Here is a 13286-nt window from a genome sequence, read left to right as displayed (position 1 = left end):
CACACGAGACAGGAAGGTGAACGAACGATGTCGTCCCACGCCGAGACCAAGTACCGGGCCGTGACGGCCGTCCAGCGCCGGCTCAACGCGGTCATGCGCCGGCTCCCCGCCCAGACCCTGCTGGAGACCACCGGCCGCGTCTCCGGCCTGCCCCGCCGCACGCCCGTCGGGGGGCGCCGGGTCGGCGACTCCTTCTGGATGGTGTCCGAGTTCGGCGAGCGGGCGCAGTACGTCCGCAACATCCGGGCGGACCCGCGGGTACGGGTGCGGATCCGGGGCCGCTGGCACCCGGGCACCGCCCACCTCCTCCCGGACGACGACCCGGTCGCGCGCCTGCGCCGCCTGCCCCGGTTCAACAGCCTGGCCGTACGGGCGATGGGGGTCGGGCCGGGGCTGCTGACGGTACGGGTGGACCTGGAGAGGTGAGGGCCCTGTGATCGGCGTCTCCCACGGCTGACGTGGTCGGCATGCACAAGGCAAACTGACGTAGTTGCTCAGGATGTCTAGGGGGACGGCATGGACGGTGGACCGCGCGCTCCGGAGCAGCGGATGTCCGGGACACCGGCGGAACCGGAGCCGTCGGCCGCGCTGCGGTTCGGCGTGCTCGGACCGGTGCGCGCCTGGCGCGGCGACGAACCGCTGCCCACCGGGTCCCCGCAGCAACGCGCCCTGCTGGCCGCCCTGTTGCTGCGCGAGGGCCGCACGGCCACCGCGGCCGAGCTGATCGACGCCCTGTGGGGCGGGGAACCGCCGTCGCAGGCGCTGGCGGCGGTGCGCACCTACGCGTCGCGGCTGCGGAAGGTGCTGGATCCCGGGGTGCTGGTCAGCGAGTCGGGCGGCTACGCCGTGCGCGCGCCGGGGAACGGGGCCCTGGACCTGTCGCTCGCCCAGGACCTGGCCGCCGAGGCGGAGAAGGCGCGGGCCGCCGGGGACCTGTGCCGGGCGCGCGAGGTGCTGCGGCGCGCGCTGGCGCTGTGGGACGGCGAGACGCTGGCGGGCGTCCCGGGCCCCTACGCGCAGGCCCAGCGGGTCCGGCTGGAGGAGTGGCGGCTCCAGCTCCTGGAGACGCGGCTCGACATGGACCTGGAGCAGGGCTGCCACGCGGAGGCCGTCTCGGAGCTGACCGCGCTGACCGCCGCGCATCCGCTGCGCGAGCGGCTGCGGGAGCTGCTGATGCTCGCCCTGTACCGCAGCGGACGCCAGGCCGAGGCGCTGGCCGTGTACGCGGACACGCGGCGACTGCTCGCCGACGAGCTGGGCGTCGACCCGCGTCCCGGCCTGCGGGAGCTGCAGCAGCGCGTCCTCCGGGCGGACCCGGCCCTGGCGGAACCGTCCGCGCCGGCCGCGGAGCCGGCCGCGGTCCCGGTCCGCCCGGCGCAGCTTCCCGCCACGGTGGCGGACTTCACGGGACGCGCGTCCTTCGTGCGGGAGCTGAGCGAGATGCTGGGCTCGGCGTCGGGCGCCGAGGGCCGGGTGATGGCCGTCTCCGCCCTCGCGGGCATCGGCGGCGTCGGCAAGACGACCCTCGCGGTGCACGTCGCCCACCAGGCACGGGCCGCCTTCCCGGACGGGCAGCTCTACGTCGACCTCCAGGGCGCGGGGGCGCGGGCGGCGGAGCCGGAGACGGTGCTGGGCACCTTCCTGCGCGCCCTGGGCACGGCCGACTCGGCCGTCCCCGACTCCCTGGAGGAACGGGCCGCCCTCTACCGCTCCGTCCTGGACGGCCGCCGCGTCCTGGTGCTGCTGGACAACGCCCGCGACGCCGCGCAGGTGCGCCCGCTGCTGCCCGGCACGGAGGGGTGCGCGGCGCTGGTGACGTCGCGGGCGCGGATGGTGGACCTCGCCGGGGCGCACCTGGTCGACCTGGACGTGATGTCCCCCGAGGAGGCGCTGGCGCTCTTCACGAAGATCGTGGGCGAGGAGCGGGTCGCCGCGGAGCGGGAGGCGTCCCTGGACGTGGTGGGGGCGTGCGGTTTCCTGCCCCTGGCCATCCGCATCGCCGCCTCGCGCCTCGCCGCCCGGCGCACGTGGACGGTGTCCGTCCTCGCGGCGAAACTGGCGGACGAGCGGCGCCGGCTGGACGAGCTGCAGGCCGGCGACCTGGCGGTCAAGGCCACGTTCGAGCTGGGCTACGGGCAGCTCGAACCGGCCCAGGCCCGTGCCTTCCGGCTCCTCGGACTGGCCGACGGGCCGGACATCTCCCTGGCGGCGGCAGCGGCGGTGCTGGACCTCCCGGCGGAGGACACGGAGGACCTGCTGGAGTCCCTGGTGGACACGTCGCTGCTGGAATCGGCGGCTCCGGGACGCTACCGCTTCCACGACCTCGTCCGGCTCTACGCGCGTGCGTGCGCGGAGAGGGACGAACACCCGCCGGGCGAGCGGGGGGCGGCGCTGTCGCGGCTGCTGGACTTCTACCTGGCCACGGCGGCGGGGATCTACGCGATGGAACGTCCCGGGGACCGCCTGGTGGACCACCTGGAACCGACACAGCACCAGGGCCTGCGCTTCGCCGAGGGCACGGAAGCGCTGGACTGGCTCTACACCGAAGGCGCGTCCCTGCTGGCCTGCGTGCGGCAGTCCGTGGACACGGACCGGTTGCGGCGCGGCGTGGATCTCCTCTGGGCCGCGAAGGACCTGGCCGAGTCGGGCGCCAACTCGCGTCAGTACGAGGAGACGGCCAGGGCGGTGTGCGAGGCGGCCCAGGTGATCGGCGACGACCGCACGGAGGGACGCGCCCGGGCGACCCTCACCAACGTCCTCCTGGTGTCCGGCCGCATCCTCCAGGCGGAGGAGGAGGCGACGCTGGCCATGGAGCGGGCCGCCTCCGCAGGGGACCTCGCCGCGGGCAGCTGGGCCGCCAATGACCGCGGGCTCATCTCGCTGCACCAACGCCGGTACGCGGACGGCAAGGTCTTCTTCGACCGGGCCATCCGGGGCTTCAGCGAAGCGGGCAACCGAGCCGGCGAGGCGACGACGTCGTTCAACCTGTCGCGTGCCCACCTGGCCATGGGCAACGTCGGCAAGGCCGTCGAGATCGCTCGGGACGGGCTCGCGATGCTCGCCGAGCTCGGCAGGACCATGCGATCGGCCAACGGCCACTACGCGCTCGGCATGGCGCTCACCCAGGCCGGACGGCACACCGAGGCGCTCGGCCAGTTCAACGACGCCCTGACCATGTTCGTCGATCACCGCCAACGTCTCTGGGAAGGGACCACCCACTTCCGGATCGCCGAGGTGCACGTGGCCGCGCACCGTCCGGCCCGAGCGGCTCAGCACGCCGAGCAGGCCCTCGCCGTCGGATGCATCGGGGGCGATCGGATGCGGGGCAACGTCCTCACGCTCCTCGGACGGGCGCTGGCCGCGCTGGGGCAGGTGGACCGGGCCAGGGCCTGCTGGCTCGAAGCCCTCCGGCTCTACGAGGAGAACTGCGCCCCCGAGGCCGACGACGTACGCACTCTGCTGCTCCCCGTCGACGCCGCATGAGCGGTCCGGCGTCACCGCGCACGGCGGCGTTCAGCGTTCGTTTATCTCCCGCGGCCATGCTGGTTGCCGTCGGACCGTCGCGTCGGGGGGCAGACGGTCTCGCGGGGAGCCGACGGGGTTAGTGTTCGGCTCCGCACGCCCGTCCGGTGGCCCTCGGGGGAGCCTCCGGACGGGCAGCACCCATCCAGACCCTGTCGTTGCAGAGGAGCACCAGTCGATGAGCGAGCAGAAGGCCGCCGCCAAGCCGTTGGACAACCAGATGCCCACCCCTCCGGCCGAGGACACGGCGATCACCACGATGGACAACCAGATGCCCACTCCTCCGGCGAAGGACCAGGCCATCGTGACGATGGACAACCAGATGCCGGCCCCGCCCGCCCTGGGCCTGGACGGCAAGTAGACCTTCTTCCCGCACGGGGGTACGGGGGCACGGGGGTCGGCCGCGGCGGCACGGAGGGGGAGCCGCCGCGGCCGTCGTGCGTCCGTGATCACTGCCGGACATTGTTCGGCGCCAAACGTTCGAAGCACACGAAAACGCGAGCGCGACGCTTCCCCCGCTCGTCGAACGCCCGCCCACACCGCAGGAGCCCCAGTGACCTTCGCCAAGAAGCTGCTCGCCACCGTCGCCCTCGTTCTCGGCGCCACCGCCGCCGCGACGAGCCCGGCGCTGGCCGACAACCACATGCCGGTGCCGCCGCAGGACACGGTCGTCGTTCCGCTCGACAACCACATGCCCTGACGCGGGACGCTCGTGGACGAGGCCGAGGGGACCTCGGCCTCACTCGCGTACGGCGTCGGCGCGCCGGCGATCCGGTGGCACTGCCCGGGGCAGGGCCGGGAGGACGGACCGGAGGCGGGGCGGGCCCCCGGACCGGTCCGCTTCGGCGGCGTCTTTTACCACTTCGCACACACCAACACCCCGACCACTTCCGGCCAAGCCGTGGCCTGAGTCGTTCGGAAGGGTCGAACGGATCTCCGTCTGTCACTAAGGTCTCTCCAGCATGTCGGTGTACGTCGGTGATGTCCCGGGGAGGGAGAAACCCGGCCCGTGAGTCCACGAGCGATGAAGGCGCTGCTCCGTGCCCTCGGCAGGGAGGCGGCCAAGGGCCTGGACAGGCCGGCGGAGCCGGAGGCCGTCATGCGGGCCTTCTGCCGGGCCATGAGCGTGCGCGCGAGGCGGCCGGTGGAGCTGCTGTTCCGGGCGTTCCCGGCGGACATCCCGGTGTCCGGGCTGCGGCTCGACCTGGGGAGCAGGTCCCTCGTCGTGGTGGAGGAACACACCGTCCGCGAGGCGCAGTTGGTGATCCTCGGGCACGAGCTGTGGCACGAGGAGCAGGGCGACCGCGGGCACCACGTCGCCGGGCTCGCCGACGCCTCCGCGCGGGCCGTCGCCCCGCCGCAGCAGGCGTCCGACGCGGTGCGGCGGGCGGCGGAGCGGATCCTCGCCGAGGCCGAGGTGCCGCGCGACGCGCTGCTGGCCGTCGCGGCGCGGGCCGAGTCGCCCGACGAGCACGAAGTCGCCGCCGAGACCTTCGGGTTGCTGTTCGGCCGCGAGGTGCGCACCTGGATGCACGGCCGGTACGCCGAGGGCCCGGTGACCCCGGCGACCCTGGAGGGCCGCATGAACCTGTCGCTGACCAACCGCGGCGGACGCCTGCTCTGATGGGCCCGCACCCCCACATCCCCTACGCCCTGCCCACCGCCCTGCTCGCCCTCGCCGTCCTGCTCAAGCTGCCGACGTTCGTGCGGGCCTGGCGCAACCCCGAGGTGCGGGCGACGGTCGTGCTGCTGGTGTGCGCGACCTGCGTGCTGGTCGTCGTCACGCCCGTCAACATCGAGCGGCTCAACGAGTGGACGGGCATCCCCAACTTCGCCTCGCCCTGCGCGTACTCGTTCCTGACCGCGTCCGGCGCGACCGGGCTGGCCATGATCACCCGGTGGCGTCAGCCGCCGTCCGAGCGGCGCAGGCGCGGCATCCGCCGCATCCACTGCGCGTACGGCGGGGTCGTGGCCGTGCTCTGGGTGACCTTCCTGCTCGCCGACGTGCCCGAGCCGCGGATCTACGACCTCGACACCTACTACGCCGGCACCCCGTGGATGCGCGAGCACATCCTGCTCTACCTGGGCGCGCACGCGGTGACCTGCGTCGTCACCACGCGGATGCTGCGGCAGTGGTCGCCGACCGTGACCGACCGCTGGGTGAGGTCGGGGGTCGTCCTCCTGCTGCTCGGCTTCGCCTCCGGCCTGGTCTTCGACGCGGCGAAGCTGGCCGCCGTGGGGGCCCGGTGGTGCGGGGTGGACTGGGACGTCCTCAGCACCCGGGTCGCGCCGCCGTTCGCGCTGCTCCAGGCGTCGCTGGTCGCCGTCGGGTTCATCGTCCCGCAGGCCGGTCCCGCACTGCGCAACGCGGTCCGCGATCAGCGGGAGTACCTGCGGCTGCGCCCGTTGTGGCGGGCGCTGCGGGTGCTCGCCCCGGCGGCGGCGCAGGCCCGCTTCGGGCTGTGGGCGCCGCTGGACCTGCGGGTCATGCAGCGCCAGCAGCGCATCCACGACGCGCTGCGGCTGCTGGCCCCTTACTTCCGCCACGACGTCCACGAACGGGCCCTCGCCGCCGCGCGGGCCGTCCACGGCGAGGCGCGGGCCCGTGACCTCGCCGGTGCGGTCGCGCTGCGCGACGCCATCGACGCCTACGCGGCCGGCGTCCCGGCGCCCGCGAGCGAGCGGCCGCCGGGCATCGGCACCGACATCAGCGACCACATCGGCACCATCTCCCTCGCCCTGTACCGACGGCGTGCCCTCGCCGACCTCGGCCGCCGGGTGACCAGCACAGAAAGCGGCCTCAACGCCCATGCCTGACAAGCCCGTCACCCACCGGCCGCGCGCCGTCGTCCTCGGCGCCAGTGCCGCGGGCCTCTTCGCCGCCGCCGCGCTCACCGAGTTCGCCGACGTCACGGTCGTCGAGCGCGACGTCCTGCCCGAGGGGCCCGAGCCGCGCCGGGGCGTTCCGCAGGCCCGGCACGCGCACCTGGTGTGGAGCGGTGGCGTGCGGGCCCTGGGCGAGCTGCTGCCCGGACTCGTCGACGACGTCGTGTGCCGGGGCGGGCGCCTGGTCCACATCATGGGCGACATGGTGTCCCGGGCCCCCAACGAGGTGTGGTTCCGCAGGTTCCTCGCGACCCACCACCGGAACCTGGTCTGCTCGCGCGACCTGCTCGACTCCGTCGTCCGCGACCACGTCCTGAAGAACGGGCGGATCACGCTGCGCCAGGGCACCTCCGCCCTGGCCCTGGAGGGCGACGCCCGCCGGGTGACGGGCGTACGGGTCCGGGCCGGCGACGGCGAGCACGTGCTGGGCGCCGACCTCGTCGTGGACGCGACCGGACGCGGCTCCCGCGCCCCGCAGTGGCTCGTCGGCCTGGGCCTGCCCCGGGTCACCGAGCGGGAGGTCGACGCCGGCCTCACCTACGCCACCCGCGTGTACCGCGCCCCCGGCACCACCGCCGACGGCGCCTTCCCGCTGGTCAACGTGCAGGCCAATCCGGCCGCGGCGCCGGGGCGGGGCGGCATCATCCTGCCGGTGGAGGGCGACCGGTGGATCGTCACCCTGGGCGGCACCCGCGGCGGCGAGCCCACCGCCGACCCGGACGCCTTCGTGCCGTTCGCGCTCGGCCTGGCCGACCCGGTCATCGGCGAGCTGCTGCGGGACGCCGAACCGCTCGGCGACGTCACCGTCACCCGCAGCACCGCCAACCGGCGCCGCTACTACGAGAAGCTCGGGCGCCGGCCCGACGGCTTCGTCGTCCTGGGCGACGCCGTCGCCGGCTACAACCCGGTCTACGGGCACGGCCTGACCGTCGCCGCGCAGGGCGCCCTCGCCGTCCGCGACGTGCTGCGCCGCACCGCGCTCACGGCGCCCGGGACGGCCGGTGCCCTCCAGCGCGCCGCGGCCCGCCCGGTCGCCGGCGCCTGGGACCTGGCGGTCGGCCAGGACGCCTTCTACCCGGGCGCCGCCGACACACCGCCGACCGTGGTGGAGAGGCTGCTGGCCCGCTACGTCGACCGGGCCGTCGCCACCGGCGCCCGCAGTCCGCGCGCCATGGGCGCCCTGCTCGACGTGATGAGCATGGAGCGGCCCCCGACCCGGCTGTTCTCGCCGGACATGCTGGTCCCCATGCTGTTCGGCCCGAGGAAGCCGCACCTCCAGGAGCCGCCGATCACCGAGGCGGAACGCCGGGCGGCCCGCCCCTGACCGTCCGGTGCCGGGTCACGTGAGCGGCAGGATCTCCTCGTCGTCCAGCTCGCAGTGGTCGGCGACCATGCCGGGGGCGTCGAACGCGATGCGTACGCGGGCCGCGCTGCCGGCGGGGACGGTGGTCTCCTGACGGGCGTCGTCGATCGTGACGTCGCTCCCGTCCTTGAAGAACACGGTGACGGCGAAGGTGTACTCGCGGTCGTTCGGGTTGGTGACCTCGACCGTGGCGTACGGGTCGTCCACGGTCGCGCAGCTCACGAGTTCCACCGTGGCGGCCCGGAGGGCGCCGCCGCTGTCGTCGCCGGTGCCGTCGTCGGTGCCGTCGGTGTCGTCGTGGTCGGAACCGTAGTGGCCGGAGCCGTAGCCGCCGCTCGTGCCGCCGCCGTACGAGTCGTCGTCCTTGTGGACGTCGCCGTCCGACGAGGACGACGAACTGTCGTGGTCCTGGCTGCTGCTGCTGCAACCGCCTCCGCCGTCACCGCCGCCGTGGCCGTGGCCGCGCCCCGTCGAGAAACCGGTCAGGCTGAGCACCACCAGTGCCGCGATCGCCGTGTACCTGCATGCCCGTCCCCGTGTCGTCATGGCTCCCACGCTAAACAGCGGCTGTCACGGGCATGTCACCGACCTGCCACGGCCGGGCACGCGGCGCGACCGCGCGGGGCCGGGCCGCGTCACGTCGTACGGGCCGTCCCCGTGCCCTTCTCCGCGTCCAGCGCGTACACGCAGCGGTCCTTGCTGCAGGCGTACACGATGCCGTCCCGCACGACCGGGGAGCCGGTGATCTCCCCGCCCGTCGCCAGCTTCCAGCGCAGGCGGCCGTCGTCGGCCTTGAGTGTGTAGAGGAGGTGGTCGGTGGAGCCGAAGTGGATGCGGCCCTCGGCCACCGCGGGGGCGCCGACGATCTCGCCGCCCGCCTGGAAGCGCCACTTGGGCGTGCCGGTGACGGCGTCCAGGGTGTAGAGGCCCTTGCCGCTGCCCACGTGCACGTGACCGGCGGCCACCAGGACCGGGTCGGTGGAGGAGCGGCCCTCCGTCGCGATGCGCCAGCGGTCGCGGCCGTCGGTGGCGTCGAGGGCGTACACCGTGCCGAGGTAGTCGGCCAGGTACACCCCGCCGCCGGTCACCGCGGGGCCCGGCACGAAGACCGGCGGCGAGAGGAAGACCGCGGGGGCCTCGAAGTGCCAGCGGACGCGCCCGGAGGCGACCTCCAGCGCGAGCACGCGGGTGCCGGCCGCGACGTAGACGTAGCCGTCGGACGCCTGGGCGAGGCGGACCGGCACGCCGCCGCAGGAGGCCGCGTCGCCGATCGGGTACGACCAGCGCTCGTCGCCGGTACGGGCGTCCAGGGCGCGCAGCCGGGCGTCCTGCCAGACGTACACCGTGCCGTCGTGGACCGTCGCGCCCGCCTCCGGGGACTCGAAGTCGCTCTGGGCGCCGGTGATCTCCCACAGCTTCTGGCCGCCCGACGCCTCCCAGGCCTGGACGCCGCCGCCGCGCGTGGCGGTGACGACCGTGCCCCGGTCGGCCTGGAGGGAGTAGACCCAGGCGTCCGTCTGCAGGCGCCACAGGTCGGTGCCCTCCCGCGCGTCCAGGGCGAAGAGTGTCGGGCCGTCGGAGGCGTGGATGCGGCCGTCCGCGACCGCCATCGACCAGGCCACGTCCCGGGTCTTGAAGCGGCGGCGTCCGGTGGCCACGTCCAGGGCGTGCACCTCGAAGGAGGTGACGTAGACCAGGTCCCCGTCGACGGACGGCGTGCCCCAGACGTCGTTGGACATGCGGAAGCGCCAGGGACGCCAGCCGCTCGCCGTCTCGGGGGGCGTCGCGGGGGCGGCCGGTGCCGGGACGACCGGGTCGGCGCCGTTCACGCCGGGGCGCGGCCGGGCCCAGGAGGCGGCGAGGGCGGCCTCCGGCGGCGGCGCGGCCACCGCGGCGGCCCGCATGTCGGCGACGCGCGGACCGGGGCCGATGGGCACCTGCGCCCCGGCCAGCCGGACGGGCCCGGTGTCCGGGGCGCCGACGGGCGCGGGCAGCGGGGGCCCGTGCACGGACGGCGCCGGGACGACGGGGTCGTGCGAGGGCGGGGGCGGCAGCGGGGGCGCCGGCACGGCCGGCCGGGCAGCGCCCGAGCCGCCGCCGCGCCCGCCGGCCGTCGTCGCGGGCCGCACCGGGGGGCGCCCGTTGCGGCGCCCCTCGATCAGCTCCACCGCCCGTTCGGGCAGCCACGCCGACGCCGTACCGCTGTCGTCGGAGCCGGAGCCGTACAGGTGCGGGGCGAGCTGGGACTGGAGGTCGGCGGGGTTGGGGCGGGCCGTCGCCTCCATCTGCATGCACGACTCGATGAGCGGACGCAGCTCGTCCGGGAGTCCCTCCAGGTCGGGGCCCTCGCGCAGCAGCATGAAGACCGTCTCGACGGGGTTGGCCCCGTGGAAGGGCGGATGCCCGGTGGCGGCGAAGACCAGCATGGAGCCGAGGGAGAACACGTCGCTGGCGCCGGTGACGCTGCGCGAGTCCTTCGCCTGCTCCGGGGACATGTAGGCGGGGGTGCCGACGGCGACGTTCGTCATGGTCAAACGGGTGTTCGAGACGCCGGAGGCGATACCGAAGTCGATCACCCGGGGGCCGTCCTCGACGACGAGGACGTTGGACGGCTTGAGGTCGCGGTGGACGAGCCCGGCGCCGTGGATCGACTGGAGCGCCTCCGCGACGCCCGCCGCCAGCCAGCGCACGGCCCGGGCCGGCAGCGGCCCGCACTCGTTCACTATCTCCTCGAGGGAGGGCGCGGGGACGTACGCGGTGGCCAGCCACGGCACGGCGGCCCGGGGATCGGCGTCGACCACGGCCGCCGTGTAGAAGCCGGAGACCGCGCGGGCGGCCTCCACCTCGCGCGTGAAGCGGACGCGGAACAGCTGGTCCTCGGCGAGCTCCGTCCGCACCGTCTTGATCGCCACGCGCCGGCCGGACGCCGAACGCGCCAGATAGACCAGCCCCATGCCGCCGGCGCCGAGCCGCCCCAGCACCTCGAACGGCCCGATCCGCCGCGGATCGTGCTGCGTCAGCTGATCCACCACTTGCCTGCCACCTCCCCGTACGCGCCGCGCCACCCACATATGTACGCGACCGACGTGCAGCGTCTCACCACCGCACCGCCGCGGCGGCACACACCCCGATTCTTCCTGTCCGAGGCGCTGGTGGCGAACCCTGGGACAATCGGGGTGTCACATCCCAATCCCGGGCGAACGCCCACCCGGGTGCGGTGCCGCGCCGACCTCAGCGCTGGAGCAGCGCGAAGGACGCCCCCTGGCCGTCCGAGACCACGGCCACCCGCCCGTACGACGTCTCGAACGGCGGCACCCGCACCCGTCCGCCGAGCCGGGCCACCGTGCCGAGCGCCGCCTCGCAGTCCTCGACCCGGAAGTGCACGAGGAAGTGCGGCGGCATCTCGGCGGGGAAGACGTCGGTCACCGTGGCGCGGCCCACGTCGGGCACGGCGCCGGGGCCGAAGAGGGCGTCGTGGAACAGGCCGCCGTAGAAGGCGTCGGCGGCCCCGGTGTCGCGGGTGTAGAGCTCGGCCCAGGCGAAGGTGCCCGGCTCGTGCCGCCTGCCGAAGCCGTCGAAGGAGGTCCCGCCGGCGGCGTCGGGGGCCCGTTGCCACAGGGCGAAGACCGCGCCCTGCGGGTCGGTGACGAGGGCGGTCGTGCCCAGGCCGCCGACCCGGCGCGGCGGCGTGACGACCTGACCGCCGGCCTCCCGGACCCGCCCGGCCAGCGCCCCGGCGTCCCGGGCGGCGAAGTACACCGTCCACACGGTGGGCATCCGGCCGTCCGTCTTGGGCACCAGCGCGGCGACGGGCTCGCCGCCCAGCCGTGCCCACGCGAAGGCGCCGGGCCCCTCCTCCTCGAAGGTCCATCCGAAGAGCTCGCCGTAGAAGCGCTCGCCCGCCCGGACGTCGGAGAGCTGCGCCTCCACCCAGCAGGGGACGCCTTCCGCGTACACGGAAGGCGTCCGCGCAGATGCACCGTTTTCGGCCATACCGCCAACGTAACCGCCGCGCGCGCACCCCGCAGACCAGGCACAGCAGCCACTTTGCACTCGCGCACCCCATTTGCAGTCGGCCGAATCGCGCGCCGATCGGCCGTCGGTAAGCTGACGGCATGACAGGACAAGTGCGCACCGTGGACGGCCGCGTGGCCGGTCGACGCGGGCAGGCGACCCGGCAGAAACTGCTCGACTGCCTGGGCGACATGCTGAACTCCTCCCCCTACCGGGACGTCAAGGTCATCGATGTCGCCCGGAAGGCAGGCACGTCGCCCGCGACCTTCTACCAGTACTTCCCGGACGTCGAGGGAGCGGTCCTGGAGATCGCCGAGCAAACGGCCGCCGAGGGTTCCGGGTTGGCCGAGCTGGCGGCGGGCCGCTCGTGGGTCGGCAAGTCCGGCTGGCAGACGGCGCAGGAACTGGTCGACGGGTTCCTGGATTTCTGGCGGAAGAACGACGCGATCCTCCGGGTCGTCGACCTGGGCGCCGCGGAGGGCGACAAGCGGTTCTACAAGCTCCGGATGAAGATCCTGAACTCGGTGAACACGGCCCTCGCCGACTCCGTCGCCGAACTGCAGGCCAAGGGCAGGGTCGACAAGGACGTGAACCCGGCGGCGATCGCCGGTTCGCTGGTCACGATGCTCTCGGCCGTCGCCTCGCACCAGAAGGGCTTCACCTCCTGGGGCGTGAAGCAGGCCGAACTCAAGCCCAGTCTGGCCCTGTTGATGTACCTGGGCATCACCGGCAAGAAGCCCGTGAAGTAGCGCGCCCGACCGGTCGCACGGCAGCCTGTCATCCCTGCCCGATCCGCCGCGCCCCGCCTCCCGGACGCCCCTCCTCCCCCTCGGTGCTCCCCACCCCGCCGCACCGCCCCCCCCTTTGATCCCCCCCGGTTCCGCGCCGGCCTCCTCCCCGGCCCGGGCGCCCGCCGCCGCACCCCGCCCGTGGTGCCGAGCCGCCCCCGCCCCGACCGGCCCGCGAGGGAACAACCGCCCGCCCGACCGGTGTTGCGACCGGTGCAGGCCCCCGTACAGCCGGACACCCAGCCGGACACCCGGACGCCGTCGGAGGAGAGCGCAATGGCCCTGACCCGTGAAGAGCGCGAACAGTTCCTGGCCGAACCCCGCATCGCCGCGCTGGCGGTGGACGCGGGTCCCGGTCGCGCCCCGCTGACCGTGCCCATCTGGTACCAGTACGCGCCGGGCGGCGACGTCTGGATCCTGACCGGGCTCGACAGCCGCAAGAACGAGCTGATCAAGGCCGCGGGCCGGTTCTCCCTCATGGTCGACCGGCTGGAGCCCACCATCCGGTACGTGTCGGTGGAGGGCCCGGTCGTCGAGACGGCCCCCGCCACCATTGAGCTGCTGCGGGAGATGTCCGCCCGGTACCTGCCGGCCGAGAAGGTCGACGGCTACGTCGACTTCGCCTGGAAGAACCACGGGGAACAGGTCGTCGTGCGGATGCGGCCCGAGCGCTGGGTCTCCTCCGACCTCGGCCAGGTGTGAACCGTACGGCG

At 74.4% G+C, this 13286-nt stretch carries 12 protein-coding genes; 9 read left to right on the top strand and 3 right to left on the bottom strand.

Annotated elements, in window-relative coordinates; all coding sequences use genetic code 11:
• Nucleotides 1-27 precede the first annotated feature (27 nt).
• The 7 genes from ACZ4V6_RS23930 to ACZ4V6_RS23900 all read left to right on the top strand — a co-directional run bounded on the left by ACZ4V6_RS23930 (nucleotide 28) and on the right by ACZ4V6_RS23900 (nucleotide 7732).
• The gene (locus ACZ4V6_RS23930) at nucleotides 28-426 is read left to right on the top strand and encodes a nitroreductase/quinone reductase family protein (protein ID WP_467830800.1); all 399 of its coding nucleotides are present in this window, start codon (nucleotides 28-30) and stop codon (nucleotides 424-426) included.
• A gap of 90 nt (nucleotides 427-516) precedes the next feature.
• On the top strand, nucleotides 517-3483 hold the full coding sequence (gene afsR, locus ACZ4V6_RS23925) for an SARP-family global regulator AfsR (RefSeq protein WP_467830798.1): 2967 nt from the start codon (nucleotides 517-519) through the stop codon (nucleotides 3481-3483).
• A gap of 217 nt (nucleotides 3484-3700) precedes the next feature.
• Nucleotides 3701-3883: a regulatory protein AfsS gene (gene afsS / locus ACZ4V6_RS23920; protein ID WP_467830795.1), complete on the top strand. Its 183-nt coding sequence runs from the start codon at nucleotides 3701-3703 to the stop codon at nucleotides 3881-3883.
• A gap of 192 nt (nucleotides 3884-4075) precedes the next feature.
• Nucleotides 4076-4222, top strand: coding sequence for a hypothetical protein (locus tag ACZ4V6_RS23915; RefSeq protein WP_467830793.1), 147 nt, complete (start codon nucleotides 4076-4078; stop codon nucleotides 4220-4222).
• Between the two features lie 309 nt (nucleotides 4223-4531).
• A complete protein-coding gene (locus ACZ4V6_RS23910; protein ID WP_467830792.1) occupies nucleotides 4532-5146 on the top strand; it encodes a toxin in 615 nt (204 codons plus the stop codon).
• Nucleotides 5146-6339: an MAB_1171c family putative transporter gene (locus ACZ4V6_RS23905; RefSeq protein WP_467830790.1), complete on the top strand. Its 1194-nt coding sequence runs from the start codon at nucleotides 5146-5148 to the stop codon at nucleotides 6337-6339. The genes ACZ4V6_RS23910 and ACZ4V6_RS23905 overlap by 1 nt, the downstream gene beginning before the upstream one ends.
• Nucleotides 6332-7732 (top strand): NAD(P)/FAD-dependent oxidoreductase, encoded by a 1401-nt coding sequence (locus ACZ4V6_RS23900; protein WP_467830788.1) that lies wholly within the window; start codon nucleotides 6332-6334, stop codon nucleotides 7730-7732. Before ACZ4V6_RS23905 ends, ACZ4V6_RS23900 begins: the two co-directional genes overlap by 8 nt.
• Before the next feature lie 15 nt (nucleotides 7733-7747).
• Here the strand turns inward: ACZ4V6_RS23900 and ACZ4V6_RS23895 are convergent, their stop codons facing one another.
• The 3 genes from ACZ4V6_RS23895 to kbpA all read right to left on the bottom strand — a co-directional run bounded on the left by ACZ4V6_RS23895 (nucleotide 7748) and on the right by kbpA (nucleotide 11764).
• A complete protein-coding gene (locus tag ACZ4V6_RS23895) occupies nucleotides 7748-8317 on the bottom strand; it encodes a hypothetical protein (RefSeq protein ID WP_467830786.1) in 570 nt (189 codons plus the stop codon).
• Nucleotides 8318-8406: 89 nt separating this feature from the next.
• The gene (gene afsK / locus ACZ4V6_RS23890) at nucleotides 8407-10803 is read right to left on the bottom strand and encodes a protein serine/threonine kinase AfsK (protein ID WP_467830784.1); all 2397 of its coding nucleotides are present in this window, start codon (nucleotides 10801-10803) and stop codon (nucleotides 8407-8409) included.
• Between the two features lie 199 nt (nucleotides 10804-11002).
• A complete protein-coding gene (gene kbpA, locus ACZ4V6_RS23885) occupies nucleotides 11003-11764 on the bottom strand; it encodes an AfsK-binding protein KbpA (protein WP_467830782.1) in 762 nt (253 codons plus the stop codon).
• Between the two features lie 134 nt (nucleotides 11765-11898).
• Between kbpA and ACZ4V6_RS23880 the strand changes: the two genes are divergently transcribed.
• Both ACZ4V6_RS23880 and ACZ4V6_RS23875 read left to right on the top strand, forming a co-directional pair.
• On the top strand, nucleotides 11899-12534 hold the full coding sequence (locus tag ACZ4V6_RS23880; protein WP_467830934.1) for a TetR family transcriptional regulator: 636 nt from the start codon (nucleotides 11899-11901) through the stop codon (nucleotides 12532-12534).
• Between the two features lie 315 nt (nucleotides 12535-12849).
• Complete coding sequence (locus ACZ4V6_RS23875) at nucleotides 12850-13275, top strand: pyridoxamine 5'-phosphate oxidase family protein (protein WP_467830780.1); 426 nt, start codon at nucleotides 12850-12852, stop codon at nucleotides 13273-13275.
• The last annotated feature ends 11 nt before the right edge of the window (nucleotides 13276-13286 follow it).

This window comes from Streptomyces sp. NPDC029152 (assembly GCF_055564355.1).
This window is presented reverse-complemented; position numbering and strand designations above follow the sequence as displayed.

Excerpts from the sequence above, each read along its gene's own strand:
- ACZ4V6_RS23895 (WP_467830786.1), bottom strand. The coding sequence starts at position 8,317 with ATGACGACACGGGGACGGGCATGCAGGTACACGGCGATCGCGGCACTG.
- kbpA (WP_467830782.1), bottom strand. The coding sequence starts at position 11,764 with ATGGCCGAAAACGGTGCATCTGCGCGGACGCCTTCCGTGTACGCGGAA.
- ACZ4V6_RS23930 (WP_467830800.1), top strand. The coding sequence starts at position 28 with ATGTCGTCCCACGCCGAGACCAAGTACCGGGCCGTGACGGCCGTCCAG.
- afsR (WP_467830798.1), top strand. The coding sequence starts at position 517 with ATGGACGGTGGACCGCGCGCTCCGGAGCAGCGGATGTCCGGGACACCG.
- ACZ4V6_RS23900 (WP_467830788.1), top strand. The coding sequence starts at position 6,332 with ATGCCTGACAAGCCCGTCACCCACCGGCCGCGCGCCGTCGTCCTCGGC.
- afsS (WP_467830795.1), top strand. The coding sequence starts at position 3,701 with ATGAGCGAGCAGAAGGCCGCCGCCAAGCCGTTGGACAACCAGATGCCC.
- ACZ4V6_RS23905 (WP_467830790.1), top strand. The coding sequence starts at position 5,146 with ATGGGCCCGCACCCCCACATCCCCTACGCCCTGCCCACCGCCCTGCTC.
- ACZ4V6_RS23875 (WP_467830780.1), top strand. The coding sequence starts at position 12,850 with ATGGCCCTGACCCGTGAAGAGCGCGAACAGTTCCTGGCCGAACCCCGC.